Consider the following 21,036-nt stretch of genomic DNA (forward strand, 5'->3'; position numbering starts at 1 on the left):
ATCAGAACAGCAGGGAGGACATCTTCCGGCGGTACTGGCTGACCAGGACCTCATCTTCGATCACGCGGAAGGCGTCGATCAGGCTCTTGCGTGCCAGGCCGTCCTCGAAGGCGCGGTCGCGCTTGAGCATTTCGAGGAACTGTTCCAGCGCGCCTTCCGAATCGCCGGCGACCAGTGCGTGCACGCCCAGCAGGTGGCGCGCACGCAGGTCGTCCGCGTTCGCCGCCACGGCAGCGCGCAGCGCGTCGGGCGACGGGGCGTCCTTGAGTGCCGACGCGAAGCCCAGCCGTGCGCGTGCCTTGACCGCACGGTCGTCGGTGGCGAGGTTGGCAGGCAACGCGTCGAGCAGGCGCTCGGCTTCGGTGGCCTCGCCGGTCTTCAGCAGAGCGAGGACCAGATCGAGCTTCAGTTCGTCCTTGTCCGGCTCGGCGGCCACGGCCTCGCGCAGTGCGGCCACCTGCGACTGCGGGTCGAGCGGCGCGGCGTCGGCAACCTCCGCGGCAGCTTCCGCTGGCTGGACGCCGTGCGAAGCCAGGAACTCGCGCAGCTGGCCTTCCGGCAGCGCACCGGGGAAGCCGTCCACCAGTTGTCCGTCCTTGACCAGGAACACGGTGGGGACCGAGCGGATCTGGAAGGCCGCCGCGATCTGCTGCTCCTTGTCGACGTCGACCTTTGCGAGCAGGAAGGCGCCGTTGTACTCGCCGGCCAGCTTCTCGAGGATCGGTCCCAGCGTCTTGCAGGGCCCGCACCAGGTCGCCCAGAAGTCGACCAGCACCGGGACTTCCAGCGACTTGCGCAGGACGTCGGCCTCGAAGGTTTCGGTGGTGGCGTCGAAAACGTGGGGCAGCTCGCTCATCGGGTCGCTCGTGGCGGGTGGGGAAGTCGCGTTCACATGGTGCCGCGGCGGGCAGGATACAAGGTGATGTAAAAAGGATTTGACATTACTCAATGCGAATGTAAAGTACAGCTTACATTTTGTCCGGCAGGAGTTACGTCAATGGATATGCGACGCGGTGGTTGGCTGTTGCTGCTTGTCGGGGCCCTGCTGGCGTTCTGGGCCCTGCTGGCCGGCCCGGGAATCCTGCTGGGCGTCGACCTGGGCAAATGGGGCACCGCGCTACTGGTGACCGTGGCCTGGGTGTCGATGTATGCGGTTTCGCGCATGCCCATGGGCGAGGCCGAGCGCGGCCTGTCACCGGGCGAGTGGAAGGCCTGGGTGGGCACGGCGTTCATGCTGGTGGCGACGGGCTATTTCCTCGCCAAGTCACAGGTATTCGTCGCCGGCCCGGCCTGGGACAACCCGGATGCGCGCGCGGTCGGGCGCAACCTGGTATTGCTGCTGGTGGCCTGGAGCGTGCTGACCAGTGTGCTGGGCGCACGCTGGAAGGGGCGGGTGCAGGAGGACGAACGCGACCGCGAGATCGAGAAGCAGGCTGCCGGCTTGGGACGCAGTGCGCTGACGTTCTGCCTGGTTGGCTTGGCGGTGATGCTGGCGTTCTCGCCGGCGGATCGGCTGGCGTGGGCGACCCACTTCATGATCGCCAACCTGCTGGTGTTCGCGCTGATGTGGGGGTGGCTCTGCGAGTACGCGGCCACCGCGCTGATGTACTGGAAGGACAGGCGGGGGACGCAGGCGTGAACGGTGGTGAAGAGTCAGCACGGGTTTCACCGCCACATGGGGGCGACTGCCGATGACCGGCACGCCGATCGCCAACGATATCCGGAGGCTTCGCTTCGAGCGTGGCGAGATGACCCAGCAGGGCCTGGCCGATGCTTGCGGGGTGACGCGGCAGACCATCATTGCACTGGAAGCCGGGCGCTACGCGCCCTCGCTGGAGCTGGCCTTCCGCATCGCACGGGCCTTCGGGGTGGGCGTGGAGGACGTTTTCCATTGGCAACCTTTGGCATAGGGCCTCACGGCGGCGCTCTGCTAAGGTCCCCGCCGCGGCATCGGCCGCGTCGATGATCGGTTCGGAGGCTGTGATGGATGTGCGTCGCGTCGTCGTGGGCATGTTGCTGGGTTGGGCTTTCGTCGGCCAGGTGCTGGCGAAGGACGAGATCCAGGCGTCGGCCGAGTTGAACCCGCCGCCGGTCGAGGCACTCGGACAGTTCGACCGCTACGACCTCAAGCCCGCCACGCTCGCCTCCGACTATGCCGGGCACAAGGCCAACCAGGAGGCGCTGGCGTCGTTCCAGCGCAACCTCGACGAGCGCGTGGGCGCGTGGGTTGCAGAGCGCAACGCGGCACCTGCCACGCATGCACCCGTGCGGACGCTGGTGATCGAGCCGCGCATCGAGAAGATCCGCTTCATCAGCGGGGGCGCGCGGTTCTGGGCGGGCGCCTTTGCGGGCAGTTCGCGCATCCTGGTGAAGGTGAAGCTCACCGACCAGGCGACTGGCGCATTGATCGCCGAGCCCGAGTTCTACCAGCATGCGAAGGGGATGGCGGGTGCCTGGACGTTTGGTGCCGCCGACAACAGCATGCTGGTCCGCAGCGCCTCGCTGGCACTGGATTACCTCAAGGAAAACCAGGCTACCGCGCAGGGCGGCCGCACCGGCTGGGAAAAGGAATAGGGCCCCGGCGCTAAGATGCGCGTCCCCGGCGTGCAGGCTTGGTTCGTCGGCACACATCGTCTCCTCCCGCCGCGAACGCCATGCTGATCCCCTCGTCCCGCCTGTTGCCCCTGACCGGCGTGGCCGCCGCGATTGTCTTCACCTGCGCCGTGCTGGGCTTCGGCTTGGCGCTGTCGGGGTACTCGCAGATCGGGCATCCGGTGGCGGTACTTGGAGCGAAGGGCGTTCCGCATGCGCTGGGCTTCAACCTGCTGGGCTTCATGCTGACGGGGATACTGGCCGCAGGCACTGCGCTGGACCTGAGGCACCGGTTGCCGGCCGATGCAGGATGGCCCTCCCGCGTCGGCGCGCAGTTGCTGCTGTTGTCCGCGCTGGGTTTCGCCGGGCTGGGCGTGATGCCGCTGGACCCCGATGACCTGCACAATGACGCGAGCAGCCTGCACGCGACGGCATGGCTGTTGTGGTGGGTGGCATTCGTGCCGGGTGCAGCGCTGTTCGCCCTCGGCATGCGGGGGCGGGGCGGGTGGCGCCCGGCGGTGGTGGCGAGCGTTGCGGCGGCCGCGATCGTGCTGTTCAGCGCGCTGCTGGCGGTCGAATGGATGCCGGCGGGCGTGGCGCAGCGACTCGGCTATGCCGCGTGGCTGCTCTGGCTGTGCGTGGTGGCCTGGCGACGGTAGTCCGCCGCCAGGGAACGGCAAGGGTCACGGCTGGCGATACACCTTGCCGTCCTTCATCACGAAGTCGACCTTCAGTACCGCATTGATGTCGGCCACTGGATCGCCTGGGACGGCCACGATGTCGGCACGCTTGCCGGTCTCGATCACGCCCTGGTCGTCCACGCCCAGCACTTCCGCCGCACGGATCGTGGCGGCCTGCAGGGCGACGTTGGCGGGAATGCCGGCTTCCACCATGTAGAGGAACTCGCGCGCGTTGTCGCCGTGCGGGCCTACCCCCATGTCGGTGCCGAAGGCGATCTTCACCCCGTTGCGGTACGCATTGCTCGCGGTCTGCTGGATCAGCGCGCCGATGCGCTGCGCTTTCGGCCGGACCACGGGCGGGAAGTAGCCGTCGATCTTTGCCTTGTCGGCCACGAAGCGGCCCGCGTAGATCGTCGGTACGTACCAGGTGCCATGCTGCTTCATCAGCCGCATGATCTCGTCGTCCATGTAGGTGCCATGTTCGATGCTGGTGACGCCGCCGAGAATGGCGCGCTTCATGCCCTCCTTGCCGTGCGCGTGGGCGGCCACGCGGAAGCCGTAATCCCGCGCGGTATCCACGATGGCCTTGATCTCGTCCACCACGAACTGCGGCGCATCGCCCGACTTGGCGTAACTCAGCACCCCGCCGGTCGCGGTGATCTTGATGACATCGCTGCCGTCCTTGTAGCGCTGGCGCACCGCCTGGCGCGCCTCGTCGGGCGAATTGATCACGCCTTCGGTCGGGCCGGGCGGGCCGAGCAGGTGAGAGAGGCGGTCGTTGTAGCCGTTGGTGGGGTCGGCATGGCCGCCGGTGGTGGCGATGGATTTGCCGGCGGCGAATATGCGCGGACCCTTCACCAGGCCCTGGCTGACGGCGTCGCGCAGGTGCGGCGCCACGTCGCCGCCCAGGTCCCGCACGCTGGTGAAGCCGGCCATCAGGGTCTTTTCGGCGAAGCCCACGGAGCGGAAGGCGTAGTCCACCGGGTCCAGCCGGAAACCTTCGGAGTAGCTCTGCGGGCTGGATTCGCTGCCGAGATGGACATGCAGGTCGGTCCAGCCGGGCGTGCAGGTGTGGTCGCTCAGGACGATCGATTCGGCGTCGGCCAGCTTGGCGCGGCCGGGAATGACTTCGGCGATCCTGCCGTCGCGGACCAGTACCGTGTGTTCGCCCAGCACCTTGCCGCTGCGGGCATCGAACAACCGGCCGCAATGCAGGGCCAGCGTGGCGGGAGGGGCGGGCTCGGCGGCCGCAGCGGGCAGGCTGGCGGCTGCCAGGGCTAGGGCAAACAGGCGCTTGGTCATCTTGGATCCCCGGTTTCGACGCGCCCATGCTAACCGTTGGCGTGGCGGGCCATGGTGCGCTGCGGTACCCTTGGCCGCTTTGCCGTCGCCTTAGCCGCACACCGCCATGTCCACTGTTGCCGAACCCGCTTCCTACGATCCGAAAACCGTCGAGTCCCAGGCCCAGGCCTTCTGGGAGGCCCGGCGCGCCTTCGAGGTCGACGAGCAGTCGGACAAGCCGAAGTACTACTGCCTGTCGATGCTGCCGTATCCGTCCGGTGCGCTGCACATGGGTCATGTGCGCAACTACACCATCGGTGACGTGATCAGCCGCTACAAGCGCATGACCGGCCACAACGTGCTGCAGCCGATGGGATGGGACGCGTTCGGCCTGCCGGCAGAGAACGCCGCGATCAAGAACAAGACCGCGCCTGCCAAGTGGACCTACGCCAACATCGAGCACATGCGCACCCAGCTGAAGTCGCTGGGTTACGCGATTGACTGGTCGCGCGAGTTCGCCACCTGCCGCCCCGAGTACTACGTGCACGAGCAGCGCATGTTCACGCGGCTGTTGCGCAAGGGCCTGGCCTACCGCAAGAACTCGGTGGTGAACTGGGACCCGGTCGACCAGACCGTGCTGGCCAACGAGCAGGTCATCGACGGCCGCGGCTGGCGCAGCGGCGCAGTGGTGGAGAAGCGCGAAATCCCGCAATGGTTCCTGCGCATCACCGACTACGCACAGGAACTGCTGGACGGCCTGGACGAGTTGCCCGGCTGGCCTGATGCAGTCAAGACCATGCAGCGCAACTGGATCGGCCGCTCCGAGGGCCTGGAAATCCAGTTCGTCGTCGAAGGCCAGGAGCCATTGACGGTATTCACCACCCGCCCGGACACGCTGATGGGCGTGACCTTCGTGTCGATCGCCGGTGAGCATCCCCTGGCGCTGAAGGCGGCCGCGTCCAATCCGGCGCTGGCCGCGTTTCTGGAAGAACTGAAGCACGGCGGCGTGTCCGAAGCCGAGCTGGAGACGCAGGAAAAGCGCGGCATGGACACCGGGCTGAGGGCCGTCCATCCGGTCACCGGGGACAAGGTCCCGGTGTGGGTCGCCAACTTCGTGCTGATGGGCTACGGCACCGGCGCGGTGATGGCGGTGCCGGGCCACGACCCGCGCGACTTCGAGTTCGCCACCAAGTACGCGCTGCCGATCCAGCAGGTCATCGCACTGAAGGCACCGAAGAACGACGACGAAAAGACCTACGACCCGACCACCTGGCGCGACTGGTACGGCGACAAGACCCGCGACGACCTGGAACTGGTCAACTCCGGGGAATTCGACGGACTGGATTACCGCGGCGCCTTCGAGGCGCTGGCCGAACGCTTCGAGCGCAAGGGCCAGGGACAGCGCCGGGTGAACTACCGCCTGCGCGACTGGGGTGTCAGCCGCCAGCGCTACTGGGGTTGCCCGATTCCGGTCATCTATTGCCAAGGCTGCGGCGCGGTGCCGGTGCCGGATTCGGACCTGCCGGTCGTGCTGCCTGAGAACGTCACCCTGGACGGCGTGAAATCGCCGATCAAGGCCGATCCCGAATGGCGCAAGACCACGTGCCCGCAATGTGGCGGCGCCGCCGAGCGCGAAACCGACACCTTCGACACCTTCATGGAGTCGAGCTGGTACTACGCGCGCTACACCTCGCCGGGCGCCAAGGACATGGTCGACAAGCGCGGCAACTACTGGCTGTCGGTAGACCAGTACATCGGCGGCATCGAGCACGCGATCCTGCACCTGATGTACTTCCGCTTCTATCACAAGCTGCTACGCGACGCGCGCCTGGTGGACAGCGACGAACCGGCCACCAACCTGCTGACTCAGGGCATGGTGATCGCCGAGACGTTCTACCGCGACAACGCCGATGGCTCGAAGGACTGGATCAATCCGGTCGATGTCGAGATCCAGCGCGATGACAAGGCCCGCGTCGTCGGCGCCACGCTGAAGGCGGATGGCCAGTCGGTGAAGATCGGCCCGGTCGAGAAGATGTCGAAGTCGAAGAACAACGGCGTCGATCCGCAATCGATGGTCGACAAGTTCGGCGCGGACACCGTGCGCCTGTTCTCGATGTTCGCCGCGCCGCCGGAGCAGTCGCTGGAATGGAACGAGGCCGGGGTGGAAGGCATGGCGCGCTTCCTGCGTCGCTTGTGGACGCAGGTGCAGAAGCATGTCGCGGACGGCACCGGCATCGAAGCGCTGGACGTCGCTGCGCTGACGGCCGATCAGAAGGCGCTGCGGCGCAAGACCCACGAGACCATCGACAAGGTCGGCAACGACTACGGCAAGCGGCACAGCTTCAACACCGCCATCGCCGCAGTGATGGAACTGTCCAATACGCTGGGCAAGTTCGACGACCACAGTCCGCAGGGCCGTGCGGTGCGCCAGGAAGCACTGGAGGCCGCGGTGCTGCTGCTCAACCCGATCACACCGCATGCCAGCCACGCACTGTGGCAGGCGCTGGGCCACGACGAGACGCTGATCGAGGATGTGGCGTTCCCGCAGGTGGACCAGGACGCACTGGTGCGCGATTCGGTCACCTTGGCGGTCCAGGTAAACGGCAAGCTGCGCGGCACGATCGAGGTGGGCGCCGATGCGCCGCGCGACCAGGTCGAGTCGCTGGCCAGGGCGGAGCCGAATACCGCGAAGTTCCTTGAAGGCATGGCGATCCGCAAGGTGATCGTGGTCCCGGGCAAGATCGTCAACATTGTGGCGGGTTGAGCGGCGAAGCCGTGCTGCGGATGGAAACCGGCGGAGGATGCCTTGCCCCGGTGTTCACCTGCGGTCCGGCTACGCTATTGCCGCCCATGACGGCCTCGTCCAGACTTCGCCCATGACCCGATTCCGCCTGCCTCTGCTCGTCGTCGCCCTGGTCTTCCTGGCCGGTTGTGGTTTCCACCTGCGCAACAGGATTGCGTTGCCGTCCGACCTCGGGCCTGTCAGGGTCATGGGACCGTCCACGTCCTACAGCGCGCTGGTCACCAGCCTTTCGCGCGGCCTGCAGGGCGCGGGTGCGACGCTGGCCGCGCCCGCAGGCGAAGACACAACAACCGCGCGCGAAGACCAGGTTGCAACGTTGCGCATTCTGTCCGAACGCTGGGGCGATCTCCCCATCGCGGTCGACCAGTTCGGTCGATCCCAGGAGTTCAGTCTTCGCTACGCGGTGGTCTTCGCATTCAGGCGGGCCGACGGGACCGATCTGGTTCCACAGCAGGTGGTGGAGCTGTCGCGCGACTATGTTTCACAACCCGACAACGCCACAGGTACCACCACCGAGCGCGAAGTGCTCGCGGATGAGCTGCGCCGCGACATGGCGGCCTCCATCCTCCGCCGCATCGACGGCGTGGTGCGCTCCGGCCCGGCGAACGTAGCGCCCTGATGGAACTCAAGCCGGAACAGCTGGCCGCGCGCGGCGCGTCCGAGACGCTGCATCCGGTCTACCTGATCGCGGGCCCCGAAACGCTGCGCGTGCTGGAGGCGGCGGATGCGGTGCGTGCGCAAGCGCGCGCGCAGGGCATCGGCGAGCGTGAAGTCTTCGATGCTGACGGGCGTGATTTCGACTGGGACCGGCTCGAAGCGAGCTTCAATGCGCCCAGCCTGTTCAGTGCGCGTCGCCTGGTCGAGGTTCGGTTGCCGGGTGGCAAACCGGGCAAGGAGGGCGCCGAGATCATCAGCGCGTTCTGCGCCAACCCGCCGCCGGACGTGGTGCTGCTGATCACCGCCGGCGAATGGGGCAAGGCCTATCAAGGCAAATGGAGCGATGCTATCGCGCGCGTCGGCGTGGTCGCAGTGGCGTGGGCGATCAAGCCGCATGAGCTTCCAGGCTGGATCGAAAGCCGCCTGCGCAGCAAGGGCGTGCGTGCAGACCGCGATGCCGTGCAACTGCTGGCCGATCGCGTCGAGGGCAACCTGCTGGCGGCCGCGCAGGAAATCGACAAGCTTGCGTTGCTGAGCGCGGGCGAGGTGCTGGATGTCGAGCGCATGGAATCGCTGGTTGCGAACGCCGCCCGCTACGACGTTTTCCGGCTGACCGACGCGGTGCTGGCCGGGCAGGGCGCACAGGTGTCGCGCATCCTCGCCGGCCTGCGCGCAGAAGGCGACATGGTCGCCGGCCTGATGCCGATGATCGTCAAGGAATTATTGCGCACCGCGGCGCTGGCGCGGGTGCAGGCCAGCGGCGGCAACCTCGCTGCCGAAATGAAGTCGCAGGGCATCTGGGAAGCCAAGCAGGCGCCGTTCAAGCGCGCGCTGCAGCGGCATGCAACCCCTGCGCGCTGGGACCGTTTCGTCGCCGAAGCCTCGAAGATCGACCGCACTGCGAAAGGGCGGGGCGATGGCGATGCCTGGGTGGGTCTGGAGCGCCTGCTGCTGGCGATCGCCGAGGCGAAGGCCGTGCGCTTGCTGGTGGCCTGACGGGGCGATGCTGCGAGTCTTCTACGGCGGCACGTTCGACCCCGTCCACAACGGACATTTGGCCATTGCGCGTGCCGCGCGTGATGAGTTCGGCGTGCCGATCGATCTGATGCCCGCTGCGGACCCGCCACATCGCGCACCACCTGGCGCCACTGCGGCGCAGCGCGCGCACCTGCTCGATCTCGCGGTCCGGGACGTGCCCGGTTTTCGCGTGGATCGACGCGAGCTGCAGCGTGCACAACGCGATCCGGCCGGACGTTCATACACGATCGATACGCTGCATGAGCTGCGTGGAGAGCTCGGTCAGGCGGCCTCCATCGCCTTGCTGATCGGGGCCGACAGCCTGCTGGGCCTGCCCACCTGGCGGACATGGTCCGCGCTCTTCGACCTGGCGCACTTCGTCGTCGCCGATCGCCCTGGCAGCGGGCTCGATGCCGGCCTCGCTCCGGTGCTGGCTGCCCGGCTGGAAGGGCGCTGGACCGACCGGCCAGAAGACCTGCATCGTGCCCCCGCCGGTCGCGTATTCCGGCTGAGCCAGCCGCTCCAGCAGGAATCGGCCACCGAGATCCGCCGCCGCATTGCCGCTGGCGAGGCCTGGCGCCATTTCGTGCCTGCGGCGGTGGCGGACGCGATTGCCGACGAAAGGCTTTACGCATCACGGGCTGCCGGCGCCGGTTCGCTATAATCGTTCCCGTATTCCCAGAGCCACCAAGCCTTTGTCCAGCCAAGCCCACGTCATCAAGACCCGTCTCCCCAGTCCGCCGCCGGCCCTGCCGGACCTGCTCGCCACGGTGCATGCCGCCGTGCAGGAACTGAAAGCCAAGGATGTCGTCGAGATCGACGTGCGCGGCAAGTCCAGCGTTGCCGACTATCTCGTGATCGCGTCCGGTACGTCGACCCGCCACGTGAAGTCGATCGCCGACGAAGTGGTGAAGTTCGCCAAGAAGCTCGACGTGATGCCGCTCGGCGTGGAAGGCGAGCGCGAGGCGGAGTGGGTGCTCGTGGACCTGGGCGATGTCATCGTCCACGTCATGCTGCCGCGCGTGCGGGAGTTCTATGCGCTCGAACGTCTGTGGACCGTCGGCGACCAGCCGCCGGAAGATGTCGAGACGGCGGACGAATCGCGGCTCTAGGAGATCGCCGTTGGCCAGGGAAGGTCGCTGGAATTTCTATGCACTCCGGGTAGACGACCAGCCCGCGTCGATCTACCTCGACCTGAGCCTGGCGGATGAAGTCTCGGCGGACGACTATCCGGTCATGGCGTGGTTACGCGTGGAGATGCGCGAACCCCGTGATGACGGACTGTCCAGTCAGCAGGAATTCGATGCGCTGGTGGCACTGGAAGACCGGGTGATCCCTTTGCTGGTACCTGACGGCCAGGGCGTCTATGCCGGCCGCAACACCTCGTCGGGCTGCCGCGATTTCTATTTCTACCTGGCGCAGGGCGATTCCTGGGACGCGCAGGTCGGGTGGGTGATGCGCGCGGTGCCCGAATATCGCTACCAGTCAGGACATCGCCCCGATTCGACGTGGAGCGCATACCACGAGTTCCTCTATCCCGGCCCGCGCGAGCGGGAGTCGATTGAGAACCGCGATGTCTGCGCCGCACTCGAAGATCGGGGCGATGCGCTGCAACAGCCGCGCGACATCGATCACTGGGCTTACTTTCCCAGCGCCAGCGCACGTGACGAGTTCTTGCAACAAGCCGCCGTCATGGGCTTCGAAAACCGTACACCGAATCGCGACGATGACGGGGAGCAAGAGTGGGGCGCACAGGTGTTCCGTCGCGATGTGCCTGCCTATGGCGCCATCGACGACATCTGCCTGCCGCTGTACGACCTTGCGTGCGAATGTGGCGGCCGCTATGGCGGCTGGGAATGCGAAGTGGTCCCCCGGACTTCTTAGTCCGCTCCAACGGGTTCTCATGCCGCGCGGCGTCCCTCGCCGCTATCATGGCGCGATGAAATGCCGTCTCATCGCCACCGGCGAGCGTGCGCCCAGTTGGGTCGCGCAGGGCTTTGCCGAATACCAGAAGCGCCTCTCGCACTGGTTGCCGTTCGAACTGGTCGAGATCGAGCCGGGCATGCGTGGCAAGGGCCGCGATCCGCAGCGTGCGATCGAGGACGAGGGCAAGCGCGTGCTCGCGGCCTTGCCGAAGAATGCCCATGTGGTCGCCCTGGAAGTGACCGGCAAGCCGTACTCGTCGGAACAACTCGCCCAGCGGCTGGAACAGTGGCGGACGCTGGGCCGCGATATCGCGCTGCTGATCGGGGGGCCTGAAGGCCATGCACCGGATGTCGTGGCTGCTGCACACGAGAAGTGGTCGCTCAGCCCGCTGACGTTGCCGCACATGCTGGTGCGACTGCTGGTGGCCGAGCAGGTCTACCGCGCAGCGGCGATGCTGGCGAACCATCCCTACCACCGCGCGTGAGCGATTGGCGCTTCCTGTAGGAACGACGTGAGTCGCGACCGCAGACCGTCCGATCTTGATCTGTCACCACATCGGCTCGCTTTCCGTGGCGGATGCCGATTCCCGTGCATGCACGACGCGCGGTCACGACTCACGTCGGGCCTACAGAAAGCAGAAGCCCGCCGGCAGGCGGGCTTCTGCTTTCCTTCCAGGAAGATCACTGCAGGCTGAAAGCGATCGGCACCAGGCCGTAAGCCTGCACTGGCTGCCCGTTCCGCATAGCGGGCTTGAAGCGCCAGGTCTTCAGCACGTGCTGGAGGGCGGACCTGTCCAGATTGCGGTTGCCGCTGCTACTCTCGATGGTCACGTCAAGGGGCGTGCCATCCATATCCACCAGCACGCGCAGGATCACCGTGCCCTGCACGCCGCTGCGCAGCTCGCTGATCGGATAGCGTGGAGAGGACGCGCGGACGTACTCCAGTGTGGCCGAGGCGAGAGGACCCTGGTCGACCGTCGGGCCGGTGATCTCGGTGCTGTCGGGCACGGAGACTTCGATCACGGCTTCACTGCCGCCTTCGACGATGACAGGCGTCTCGATCGACGGAGTGACGGTGGCAGGCCTCGGGGTAGTGACCGGTCGCGGTTCAACCGGCTTCGTGATCCGCTTCTCCTCCACGATCGGGACGACCACGGGCGTGGTCTCTTCCTTTTCGATCCAGCGGACAATGGGCTTTGGCTTGATGACCACCGCGATGGGCGGCGCCGCCATCGGCATCAGCAGCATGAGCAGGGCGGCGGCGTGGACCGCGATGGCGGCCGCGATGGCGGCGATGCGGCCGATGTCGATGCGGGTATCGGAACCGTGGGGTAGTGCGCGAACCATGATCCACCTCCTTGAGGGCTGTGAACGGAACAACGCTCGGTCGCGGGGAGTGGGGTTGCAACGTCCCGGCGCCGCACGTCCAGACTGTACTCCGGCGGATGGCGTGCGCAAGGGGGTGGGGGTTCGACCTTCGGCGTAGTCCGGCCATCCGCACATCCAAAAAAACGGCGCCCCGCAGGGCGCCGTCGTCGGAAGCGTGAAGGCAGGGCTTACTTGCCCAGCTCGAATACTACGTCCAGGTTAATCGACACGGTGGTTTCGCCCGGCGAGACCGGGGGCGCTGCGCCGGCGCGATCGAAGGACTCCGCCTTGGCCATCGCCATCATCGGCATCGGGCGGAAGCCGCCGTTGCCCTCCGAGATGCTGACGATGCGGCGCACCTTCAGGCCCAGCGACTTCGCGTAGGTCTCGGCACGGGCCTGGGCCTTCTTCAGCGCGGCCAGGCGCGCCTCGTCGTAGACCGGCTCCGGATTGTCGATCTCGAAGCTGGGACCGTTGATCTGGTTCGCGCCCACGCCGGCCAGGGCGTCCAGCACCTTGCCCAGCTTGGCGATGTCGCGGACCTTGATGCTTACGGTGTTGTTGGCCTGGTAGCCGGTGATCTTCGGTGCTTCGTTCTCGGCGTAGCGGTACTGCGGATTGAGGCTGATGCCACTGGTCTGCACATCCTTGTCGGCGATCCCGGCGGCCTTGATCGCGGCCACGACCTTGGCCATCTGCTCGCTGTTCTGGCGCATGGCGGTGTTGCCGTCGACGGCCTGGGTGACCACGCCGGCGGAAAGGGTGGCGATATCGGGAACGCGGGAGGCTTCGGCCTGCGCCGAAACATTGAGCAACGTGCCGTCGGCCGGGATGGCATAGGCCGGCGCAGTCTGGGCGGAAGTGGTCATGGCGGCAGTGGTTCCCAGAGACAGGGTGATGGCGAGCAGCAGCGGGCGAAGCAGGGGCAGACGCATGGGATCTCCTTTTCGTGGTTCGGGCTTGCGAGCACCCGGTCGTCGTCGACGCGCAAGGGTGTTCACGATGACATGAACGGGCCGTGATGCGCTGCAGGGTTGCGCCGTCCCGGCCATCATCAGCGGTCATTCAGTCAGGCGCCGCGGGTTATTCTTCCGGGATGCTCTACCTGGCTTCCCAATCCCCCCGTCGCGCCGAACTGCTGACCCGCCTGGGGCTCTCGTTCGGCCGCATCGACCTCGACATCCCCGAACACCGCCAGCCCGGCGAACCCGCCACGGAGTACGTGCGCCGGGTCGCCCGCGAGAAGGCGGGTGCCGGTTTGCTGAAGGTGATCGGCTCGCCCGGTGCCGTGGTCCTGGGCGCCGACACCGAGGTGATCCTGGACGACGAGGTCTTCGGCAAGCCCGTGGACGCCGCCGATGCCGCCGCCATGCTGCGCCGGTTGTCGGGCCGCACGCACCAGGCCGTGTCCGCGGTCTCGGTGGTCAGTGCCGCGCGCGAAGCACAGGCGTTCGTCGTCACCGACGTGAGTTTCGCCGAACTGGACGAAGATGACATCGCGGCCTACGTGGCCAGCGGCGAAGCCATGGGCAAGGCGGGTGCCTACGGGATCCAGGGACTCGCCGAGCAATTCGTCACCCGCCTGGCCGGCAGCTACTCGGCGGTGATGGGCCTGCCTCTCCACGAAACCGCGAGACTGTTGCGCGAGTTCGACATCCATCCATCGGCGCCTGTCGCCACCGCGTCAGCCTGAGGGAAGGAAAGCATGTCGGAAGAAATCCTGGTCAACGTCACACCGCGCGAAACGCGCGTCGCGGTGATCGAAAACGGCATGCTGCAGGAGCTGCACATCGAGCGCGGCTGGCGCCGTGGCGTGGTCGGCAATATCTACAAAGGCAAAGTGCAGCGTGTGATGCCCGGCATGCAGGCGGCCTTCGTCGAGGTCGGACTGGACCGTGCGGCGTTCCTGCATGCCAACGACATCGTGCGCTCCTCGCCTGGCGCAGTGGTGAATGGCGAGGACGCCCCGATGCCCGCGCCGCCGCCGGCACCGATCATGGATCTGCTGCGCGACGGGCAGGACATCGTCGTGCAGGTGGTGAAGGATCCCATCGGCAGCAAGGGCGCGCGGCTCACCACGCAGATCAGCATACCGTCGCGTTACCTGGTGCTGCTGCCACAATCCAAGGTGATCGGCGTCTCCGCGCGCATCGAGGACGATGCCGAGCGCCATCGACTGAAGCAGGTGGTGACCGATCTCGCCGCCCAGCATGGCGGACACGGCTACATCATCCGCACCAATGCCGAAGGCCAGCCGGCGGAAGCCCTGGCCGAGGACCTGGCCTACCTGTCGCGCGTCTGGAACATCGTCGAGAAGCGCGGCCGCGAGCTGCCGCCGTGCAGCATCCTGTACGAAGACCTGAGCCTGCCGCTGCGCGCCGTGCGCGACCTGATCCGCAAGGACGTGGAGAAGGTGAAGGTGGATTCGCGCGAAACCTACGAGCGCCTGCAGGCGTTCGTCGCCAAGTACATGCCGGTGCTGGCGGAGCGCATCGAGCTGTACACCGGCGAGCGCCCGATCTTCGACCTGTACGGCGTCGAAGATGAAATCGGCCGCGCGCTGGACAAGCAGGTGCCGCTGAAGTCCGGCGGCTACCTGGTGATAGACCAGACCGAGGCGATGACCACGGTCGACGTCAACACCGGTTCGTTCCTCGGCCAGCGCAATCTGGAAGAGACCGTCTATCGCACGAATCTCGAAGCCGCGCAGGCCGTCGCGCGCCAACTGCGCCTGCGCAACCTGGGCGGCATCATCATCATCGATTTCATCGACATGGATGATCCCGAGCATCGCCGCCAGGTGTTGCGCACGCTCGAGAAGTCGCTGGCCAAGGACCACGCCAGGACCACGGTGTACGAATTCTCGCCGTTGGGGCTGGTTGAGATGACGCGCAAGCGCACGGTGGAAAGTCTGGCGCGCCAGCTGTCGGAGCCTTGCCCGGAATGCAGCGGGCGTGGCGCCATCAAGACGGCCGAGACCGTCACCTACGAGATCTTCCGCGAGATCACCCGCGCGGTGCGCCAGTTCGAGGCCGCACGCCTGCTGGTGATCGCCTCGCCGAAGGTCGTCGCCCGCATCACCGACGAGGAATCGTCGGCGGTGGCGGAACTGGAGGAGTTCCTCGGCAAGTCGATCCGTTTCCAGGCGGACGAGCAGTATCTGCAGGAGCAGTTCGATGTCGTGTTGCTGTGAAGCCGTGATTTGTGATTCGGAATGGGTGATTCGCGAAGGCACGAGTCGCGCTTCGCTTGTGCGAATCACCCATCGCGAATCACAAATCACCGCGAGCGCAGCGAGCTGATGCCCACCCCGTTGCGCCGCCGCCTGCGCCTCGCTCGTCGCAGTGCCGTCTATGGCATCGCGGTGGTGCTGGTGTGCATGGCCGTGGTGCTCGGCATCGCCAGCCAAGTGCTGCCGCTGGCGGAGCGACATCCCGATCGTATCGCGGCATGGCTCAGCGAGCGCGCTGGCCGGCCCGTCGCCTTCGATGCGGTGAAGACCCAATGGACGCGCCGCGGACCGCTGTTGCAGCTCGAAGGCCTGCGCCTGGGTGAAGGCGATGCCGGTGTGCGTATCGGCCAGGCTGAGGTGCTGGTGTCGATGTACGGTGGATTGTTGCCCGGCCGTTCCTTCACCGAGTTGCGCTTGCGTGGCCTGGCGCTGACGCTGCAACGTGAGAACGACGGACGTTGGTCGGTACAGGGGCTGCCCGGACAGCAGCAATCCACCGAGGACCCGCTGGACAGCCTTGAAGGTCTGGGCGAGCTGCAGGTCATCGACGGACGGCTTGCGATCATCGCGCCGTCGCTGGGGTGGGATATCCGCTTGCCCGAGATCGACCTGCGCCTGCGCGTCCAGGGCGATCGCGTGCGCGCAGGCACGCGGGCCTGGATACGCAAGGACGCGGCGCCACTTAACGTGGCGGTGGACTTCGATCGCAAGGCCGGCGATGGCCGTGCCTATCTCGATGTGGCCGCGGAAGATATCGGCGCCTGGTCGCCGTTGCTGCGTTACGCCGGCGTGGTGGCCGAGCGCGGCAAGGGTCGCGTGCGGGCCTGGACGGAACTGCGCCGGCATCGCGTGGTGATGGTGACGGCGGACGCCGACCTGCGCCAGGTTGGTCTGCGTGGCGCGCCGCTGCCTGCATCGGCCGCACCGACGCGCATCGATTTCGAACAGATGGAAGGGCGCATGCGCTGGCGCCTGGTGCCCGGTGGCTGGCGATTTGACGCTCCGCGCCTGCGGGTGGGCACGGCGCCCGTGGTGCAGACGCTGGATGGCCTGGTGCTGGCCGGCGGCGAGCGTTATGCATTGCTGGCGGACCAGGTGGATGCGGGGCCCTTGTTCGCGGTGCTCGGGCTGAGCGACAAGGTCGATCCCGGCATGCGCCGTTGGCTGTTCCAGGCCCGGCCCGGCGCACGCCTCGCGCGGCTGGCGCTGGCTGGGCGCATGAACGGCCCGATGCGGGTGGAAGGGCAGTTGCGCGACATCGCGTTCCGCCCGGTGGGCGATACCCCCGGCATCCGCGGATTGGCGGGGGATTTCGATGGCGACGCTGCGGGGTTCCGTCTGCAACTGGATCCGGAAGCGACCATGCGCTTCGACTGGCCGAGCGGGTTCGAAGTGGTGCACGACGTGCGTCTGGAAGGCGACGTGGTGGGTTGGCGTGAAGGCACGGGCTGGCGCGTGGGGACATCGGCGTTGCACGTGCAGGGAACCGACTACGCTGCCGACGTGCGTGGCGGCATGTGGTTCCAGGGCGATGGCACGCGACCGTGGATCGACATCGCGGCGGACCTGGCCGATGCGCCGGTGCCGGTGGCGAAGGGATTCTGGATCCACCACAAGATGCCCAAGACCGCAGTGGACTGGCTCAATGCCGCGCTGGTGGGCGGCACCGTGCGGGAAGGGCGCGCGATCGTCAGCGGCGACCTCGACGACTGGCCGTTCCTTCACCAGAACGGCAGGTTTGAAGCGGTCGCCCGCATCGCCGATGGCCAGTTCAAGTTCCAGCCCGAGTGGCCGCAGCTGGATCAGGTCGACGCCGAGATCGTCTTCATCGGCAACGGGTTCCAGTTGCAGGGACGAGGGGCGCTGGCGGGCGTGACGATTCCGGCGTTCCAGGCCGGCATCGCCGATTTCCGCGATGCCGACCTGAAGATCATCGCGCGCACCGAGACCGATGCGGGCAAGCTGCTCGCGCTGCTGCGGCAGAGTCCGCTGCACAAGACCTACGGCGACACGCTCGACCATCTGCAGGCCAAGGGTCCGGTGGCGGCGACGTTCGATCTGCTCCAACCGCTGCACGCGGGTGAGCAGGCGCGCAAGAAGCTGGCCGGCACGGTGGACCTGAAAGGTGCGCAGCTGGCCGAGAAACGCTGGGACCTCGTGTTCGACGATGTGCGTGGCAAGGCGCGCTACGACGATGGCGGGTTCGCCTCGGGTCCGCTGCAGGTCGTTCACGACGGGCAGGCGGGGATACTGGGCCTGCGCGCAGGCAGTGGCACGCGCGATCGCACGCAGGCGTTCGAAGCCGACCTGTCCGCGATGGTCGAAGCCGACCGCTTGCTGGACCGCGCCACCGAGATGGCGTGGCTGAAGCCCTACATGGACGGACGTTCGCAATGGACGGTGGGCGTGAACATCCCGCGCGTGGCGGCGGGCAAGACGGCAGCGCCGACGCAGCTCAACCTGACATCGGATCTGGTGGGTACCGCGATGAGCCTGCCGGCGCCGCTGCGCAAGTCTGCCGCCACGTCCTTGGCGACAACCGTGCGTGCGCCGTTGCCGATGGGCAGCGGACAGATCGACGTGGCCTTCGGCAAGGTGCTCGCGCTGCGCGCGCGCGCCAGTAATGGCCAGACCGGTGTGCGCGTGGTGCTGGGCAGCAACGAGGTGAAGGATGCGCCTCCGCCGTCCGGGCTGGTGGCCACCGGACATACCGGTACGCTGGACGCGATGGAGTGGGTGACGGTGGCGCGTGGCGGCAGTGGTGGAAGCGACAGCCTGCCACTGCGCCATATCGACGTGACCGCGGACCAGCTGCTCATGATTGGCGCTTCCTTCCCCGATACGCGGCTGCAGCTCGCCCCGGCGCAACAGGCACTCGCGGTTTCGCTGGATGGCGAGGCTTTGTCCGGCGCGCTGCTGGTGCCGGATGCCAAGGGCGCGCCGATTGCCGGCAAGCTCGCGCGCGTCCATTGGCGCAAGGCGGGTGCGGGCAGCGCAGCGCGCGCCGATCCGAACGTGCGCGCAGCCACGGACGACATCGATCCTGCCGCCATTCCTCCACTGTCGCTCGATATCGACGATCTGCGCTTTGGCGATGCGCAACTGGGGGCCGCCAAGCTGCGGACGCAGCAACGGGCGGACGGCATGCATGTCGACCCGTTGCAGTTGCGCTCACCGGGGCAGCAGATCGATGTGCGTGGCCAGTGGACCGGCTCCGGTGTCGCGGCGCGGACGCACTTTGCCGTGGACGTGAAGAGCGAGAACTTCGGCGAACTACTCGACGACCTGGGCCTGGGCGACCGTGTGCGGGGTGGTCACGGGCAGATCACCGCGGAGGCCGGCTGGTCGGGCAGTCCCGCGGGCTTCCAATTGGCCGCATTGGAAGGCAGCGTGAAGCTTGCCGCGCGCGACGGGCACCTGCTTGAAGTCGAGCCGGGCGCGGGCCGTGTGCTGGGCCTTTTGAGCGTGGCGGAAGTACGACGCCGCCTGATGCTCGATTTCAGCGATTTCTTCTCCAAGGGCTTTGCGTTCAACCGCGTCGACGGCGACATCCGCCTCACCGGCGGCATGGCGCGCAGCGACAACCTGCTGATCGACGGCCCCGCCGCCGAGATCCTGATCCGCGGTGACACCGACCTGCGGGCCGAACGGTTCGACCAGACCGTGGACGTGAAGCCGAAATCCGCCAACGTCCTCACCGCCGTGGGCGCGGTAGCGGGCGGGCCCATCGGCGCCGCAGTGGGTGCGGTGGCCAACGCCGTGCTGAAGAAGCCGCTGGCGGAAATGGGCGCCAAGACCTACCGCGTCACCGGTCCGTGGAAGTCGCCCAAGGTCGAAGTGGTGGGGCGCGAGCAGTCGCGCGTCCGAAGCGACGATCGCACCGACAGCGCCGGCGCCCCCTGAATCCGCCGGTCGGCGAGGGCGTCCTTGCCGGCAGCGATTTTCGCCCCCATTGTGATGACCATGACCCTGCCGATCACGCTCGCCGAAACCCGTCTCCTTCTTCCCGCTGGCCTGGACCCGTCCGGCTTGGATCGCGCCTTCAGTACCTTGCTGGGGCCGGGCATCGATTTCGGCGACCTGTATTTCCAGCATGCCCGCCGCGAGAGCTGGACGGTCGAGGACGGCATCGTCAAGGACGGCGCGCATTCCATCGAACAGGGTGTCGGGGTGCGCGCGATCTCGGGCGAAAAGACCGGTTTTGCCTACTCCGATGACATCAATGCACAGGCATTGCTCGATGCGTCGAAATCTGCGCGCGCCATCGCCCGCGACGGCGCCGCGCATTCACCACGCACGCTGGTGCGCAGTGGCGGCCGCGCGCTGTATGCCGGCGATGATCCCATCGATGCGATGGGCAACGATGCCAAGGTCGAGGCATTGCGTGCGGTGGACCGTTTCCTGCGCGCCGCCGATTCGCGCGTGCAACAGGTCACCGTCAGCCTGGCCGGCGGCATCGACACCGTGCTGGTCGCACGCAGCGACGGCGTGCTGGCGTCCGACGTGCGTCCGCTGGTGCGCTTGAACGTGCAGGTGATCGTCGAACATAACGGCCGCCGCGAGTCCGGTTATGCCGGCATGGGCGGACGTTACGGTTATGCGGAACTGTTTGCCGACGGCAAACCGGAAGATCTCGCGCGCGAGGCATTGCGTCAGGCACTGGTGAATCTTGACGCCATCGACGCGCCCGCCGGCGTGATGCCGGTGGTGCTGGGGAGCGGCTGGCCGGGCGTGCTGCTGCACGAAGCGGTCGGGCATGGACTGGAAGGCGACTTCAACCGCAAGGGCACCAGCGTCTATGCGGGCAGGATCGGCCAGCAGGTCGCATCGAAGGGCGTCACCATCGTCGACGACGGCACGCTGCCGGGCCGTCGCGGCTCGCTGAACATCGATGACGAAGGCACGCCGACAAACTGCACCACACTGATCGAGGACGGTGTGCTGGTGGGTTACATGCAGGACACCCACAACGCACGCCTGATGGGCGTGGCGCCCACCGGAAACGGCCGGCGCGAATCGTTCGCGCACCTGCCGATGCCGCGCATGACCAACACCTACATGCTGGCCGGGCAGGACGACCCGGAGGACATGATCCGATCGGTGAAGAAGGGCCTGTACGCGGTCAACTTCGGCGGCGGCCAGGTCGACATCACCAGCGGCAAATACGTGTTCTCCGCCACCGAGGCCTACCTGATCGAGGACGGCCGCATCACGGCCCCGGTAAAGGGGGCCACCCTGATCGGCAACGGCCCGGAAACCATGCAGAAGGTGAAGATGGTCGGCCACGACCTGGCGCTGGACCAAGGTGTCGGCGTCTGCGGCAAGGACGGCCAGAGCGTGCCGGTGGGCGTGGGCCAGCCGTCGCTGCTGATCGAAGGATTGACGGTGGGTGGGACGAAGGCGTGAGTCAGTGCGCGCATGTCCTTCTCCCTTCGGGAGAAGGTGGCGCGAAGCGCCGGATGAGGGGCGAGCGGAGTCACG

The 21,036-nt window shown here is 67.1% G+C and carries 19 protein-coding genes; 15 read left to right on the forward strand and 4 right to left on the reverse strand.

All coding sequences use genetic code 11. The features are described from left to right. Window position 1: 1 nt before the first annotated feature. Entirely contained in the window at window positions 2-856 is an 855-nt protein-coding gene (trxA, locus tag FB548_RS05880) for a thioredoxin (protein ID WP_142123770.1), read from the reverse strand. 141 nt (window positions 857-997) lie between these two features. On the opposite strand from trxA, the gene FB548_RS05885 reads away from it, so the two are divergent. The 4 genes from FB548_RS05885 to FB548_RS05900 all read left to right on the forward strand — a co-directional run bounded on the left by FB548_RS05885 (window position 998) and on the right by FB548_RS05900 (window position 3,251). Beyond that, a complete protein-coding gene (locus FB548_RS05885; protein WP_142123771.1) occupies window positions 998-1,639 on the forward strand; it encodes a hypothetical protein in 642 nt (213 codons plus the stop codon). Window positions 1,640-1,691: 52 nt separating this feature from the next. Beyond that, window positions 1,692-1,910 carry a helix-turn-helix transcriptional regulator gene (locus FB548_RS05890; RefSeq protein WP_142123772.1) on the forward strand — a complete coding sequence of 73 codons (219 nt, stop codon included), beginning with the start codon at window positions 1,692-1,694 and terminating at the stop codon, window positions 1,908-1,910. A gap of 73 nt (window positions 1,911-1,983) precedes the next feature. Then, window positions 1,984-2,574, forward strand: a complete 591-nt coding sequence (locus tag FB548_RS05895; protein ID WP_142123773.1) for a DUF4410 domain-containing protein — start codon at window positions 1,984-1,986, stop codon at window positions 2,572-2,574. Between the two features lie 80 nt (window positions 2,575-2,654). Beyond that, window positions 2,655-3,251, forward strand: coding sequence for a DUF998 domain-containing protein (locus tag FB548_RS05900; protein ID WP_142123774.1), 597 nt, complete (start codon window positions 2,655-2,657; stop codon window positions 3,249-3,251). Window positions 3,252-3,275: 24 nt separating this feature from the next. On the opposite strand, the gene FB548_RS05905 is transcribed toward FB548_RS05900, so the two are convergent. Continuing rightward, window positions 3,276-4,574, reverse strand: a complete 1,299-nt coding sequence (locus FB548_RS05905) for an amidohydrolase family protein (RefSeq protein ID WP_142123775.1) — start codon at window positions 4,572-4,574, stop codon at window positions 3,276-3,278. 106 nt (window positions 4,575-4,680) lie between these two features. Between FB548_RS05905 and leuS the strand changes: the two genes are divergently transcribed. The 7 genes from leuS (at window position 4,681) to rlmH (ending at window position 11,440) form a co-directional block, all read left to right on the forward strand. Further along, window positions 4,681-7,317, forward strand: a complete 2,637-nt coding sequence (gene leuS / locus FB548_RS05910; RefSeq protein ID WP_142123776.1) for a leucine--tRNA ligase — start codon at window positions 4,681-4,683, stop codon at window positions 7,315-7,317. Window positions 7,318-7,429: 112 nt separating this feature from the next. Further along, window positions 7,430-7,975 carry an LPS assembly lipoprotein LptE gene (lptE, locus tag FB548_RS05915; RefSeq protein WP_142123777.1) on the forward strand — a complete coding sequence of 182 codons (546 nt, stop codon included), beginning with the start codon at window positions 7,430-7,432 and terminating at the stop codon, window positions 7,973-7,975. Continuing rightward, window positions 7,975-9,009 (forward strand): DNA polymerase III subunit delta, encoded by a 1,035-nt coding sequence (gene holA, locus FB548_RS05920; protein WP_142123778.1) that lies wholly within the window; start codon window positions 7,975-7,977, stop codon window positions 9,007-9,009. Before lptE ends, holA begins: the two co-directional genes overlap by 1 nt. A 7-nt stretch (window positions 9,010-9,016) precedes the next feature. Beyond that, window positions 9,017-9,694, forward strand: coding sequence for a nicotinate-nucleotide adenylyltransferase (gene nadD, locus FB548_RS05925; protein ID WP_142123779.1), 678 nt, complete (start codon window positions 9,017-9,019; stop codon window positions 9,692-9,694). Window positions 9,695-9,725: 31 nt separating this feature from the next. Next, on the forward strand, window positions 9,726-10,142 hold the full coding sequence (gene rsfS, locus FB548_RS05930) for a ribosome silencing factor (protein WP_056878289.1): 417 nt from the start codon (window positions 9,726-9,728) through the stop codon (window positions 10,140-10,142). 10 nt (window positions 10,143-10,152) lie between these two features. After that, a complete protein-coding gene (locus tag FB548_RS05935; protein ID WP_185741990.1) occupies window positions 10,153-10,914 on the forward strand; it encodes a DUF695 domain-containing protein in 762 nt (253 codons plus the stop codon). A 55-nt stretch (window positions 10,915-10,969) separates the two neighbouring features. Further along, window positions 10,970-11,440 carry a 23S rRNA (pseudouridine(1915)-N(3))-methyltransferase RlmH gene (rlmH, locus tag FB548_RS05940; RefSeq protein ID WP_142123781.1) on the forward strand — a complete coding sequence of 157 codons (471 nt, stop codon included), beginning with the start codon at window positions 10,970-10,972 and terminating at the stop codon, window positions 11,438-11,440. Between the two features lie 196 nt (window positions 11,441-11,636). On the opposite strand, the gene FB548_RS05945 is transcribed toward rlmH, so the two are convergent. Next, window positions 11,637-12,302 (reverse strand): energy transducer TonB, encoded by a 666-nt coding sequence (locus FB548_RS05945; protein WP_185741991.1) that lies wholly within the window; start codon window positions 12,300-12,302, stop codon window positions 11,637-11,639. A gap of 209 nt (window positions 12,303-12,511) precedes the next feature. After that, window positions 12,512-13,258: an SIMPL domain-containing protein gene (locus FB548_RS05950; protein WP_142123783.1), complete on the reverse strand. Its 747-nt coding sequence runs from the start codon at window positions 13,256-13,258 to the stop codon at window positions 12,512-12,514. Window positions 13,259-13,419: 161 nt separating this feature from the next. Here FB548_RS05950 and FB548_RS05955 point away from each other — a divergent pair, with 161 nt between their 5' ends. The 4 genes from FB548_RS05955 to tldD all read left to right on the forward strand — a co-directional run bounded on the left by FB548_RS05955 (window position 13,420) and on the right by tldD (window position 20,961). Then, window positions 13,420-14,016, forward strand: a complete 597-nt coding sequence (locus FB548_RS05955; protein WP_142123784.1) for a Maf family protein — start codon at window positions 13,420-13,422, stop codon at window positions 14,014-14,016. A gap of 12 nt (window positions 14,017-14,028) precedes the next feature. Beyond that, window positions 14,029-15,516 (forward strand): ribonuclease G, encoded by a 1,488-nt coding sequence (gene rng / locus FB548_RS05960; protein WP_142123785.1) that lies wholly within the window; start codon window positions 14,029-14,031, stop codon window positions 15,514-15,516. A gap of 108 nt (window positions 15,517-15,624) precedes the next feature. Continuing rightward, window positions 15,625-19,458, forward strand: coding sequence for a YhdP family protein (locus FB548_RS05965; RefSeq protein ID WP_142123786.1), 3,834 nt, complete (start codon window positions 15,625-15,627; stop codon window positions 19,456-19,458). Window positions 19,459-19,512: 54 nt separating this feature from the next. Then, complete coding sequence (gene tldD / locus FB548_RS05970) at window positions 19,513-20,961, forward strand: metalloprotease TldD (protein ID WP_142123787.1); 1,449 nt, start codon at window positions 19,513-19,515, stop codon at window positions 20,959-20,961. Window positions 20,962-21,036: the final 75 nt, after the last annotated feature.

Source organism: Pseudoxanthomonas sp. 3HH-4 (assembly GCF_006716465.1).
Lineage (GTDB): Bacteria > Pseudomonadota > Gammaproteobacteria > Xanthomonadales > Xanthomonadaceae > Pseudoxanthomonas_A.

Excerpts from the sequence above, each read along its gene's own strand:
- nadD (WP_142123779.1), top strand. The coding sequence starts at position 9,017 with ATGCTGCGAGTCTTCTACGGCGGCACGTTCGACCCCGTCCACAACGGA.
- rlmH (WP_142123781.1), top strand. The coding sequence starts at position 10,970 with ATGAAATGCCGTCTCATCGCCACCGGCGAGCGTGCGCCCAGTTGGGTC.
- FB548_RS05900 (WP_142123774.1), top strand. The coding sequence starts at position 2,655 with ATGCTGATCCCCTCGTCCCGCCTGTTGCCCCTGACCGGCGTGGCCGCC.
- FB548_RS05890 (WP_142123772.1), top strand. The coding sequence starts at position 1,692 with ATGACCGGCACGCCGATCGCCAACGATATCCGGAGGCTTCGCTTCGAG.
- lptE (WP_142123777.1), top strand. The coding sequence starts at position 7,430 with ATGACCCGATTCCGCCTGCCTCTGCTCGTCGTCGCCCTGGTCTTCCTG.
- holA (WP_142123778.1), top strand. The coding sequence starts at position 7,975 with ATGGAACTCAAGCCGGAACAGCTGGCCGCGCGCGGCGCGTCCGAGACG.
- FB548_RS05885 (WP_142123771.1), top strand. The coding sequence starts at position 998 with ATGGATATGCGACGCGGTGGTTGGCTGTTGCTGCTTGTCGGGGCCCTG.
- rng (WP_142123785.1), top strand. The coding sequence starts at position 14,029 with ATGTCGGAAGAAATCCTGGTCAACGTCACACCGCGCGAAACGCGCGTC.
- FB548_RS05965 (WP_142123786.1), top strand. The coding sequence starts at position 15,625 with ATGCCCACCCCGTTGCGCCGCCGCCTGCGCCTCGCTCGTCGCAGTGCC.
- FB548_RS05945 (WP_185741991.1), bottom strand. The coding sequence starts at position 12,302 with ATGGTTCGCGCACTACCCCACGGTTCCGATACCCGCATCGACATCGGC.
- FB548_RS05905 (WP_142123775.1), bottom strand. The coding sequence starts at position 4,574 with ATGACCAAGCGCCTGTTTGCCCTAGCCCTGGCAGCCGCCAGCCTGCCC.
- tldD (WP_142123787.1), top strand. The coding sequence starts at position 19,513 with ATGACCATGACCCTGCCGATCACGCTCGCCGAAACCCGTCTCCTTCTT.
- FB548_RS05955 (WP_142123784.1), top strand. The coding sequence starts at position 13,420 with ATGCTCTACCTGGCTTCCCAATCCCCCCGTCGCGCCGAACTGCTGACC.
- leuS (WP_142123776.1), top strand. The coding sequence starts at position 4,681 with ATGTCCACTGTTGCCGAACCCGCTTCCTACGATCCGAAAACCGTCGAG.
- FB548_RS05895 (WP_142123773.1), top strand. The coding sequence starts at position 1,984 with ATGGATGTGCGTCGCGTCGTCGTGGGCATGTTGCTGGGTTGGGCTTTC.
- FB548_RS05950 (WP_142123783.1), bottom strand. The coding sequence starts at position 13,258 with ATGCGTCTGCCCCTGCTTCGCCCGCTGCTGCTCGCCATCACCCTGTCT.
- trxA (WP_142123770.1), bottom strand. The coding sequence starts at position 856 with ATGAGCGAGCTGCCCCACGTTTTCGACGCCACCACCGAAACCTTCGAG.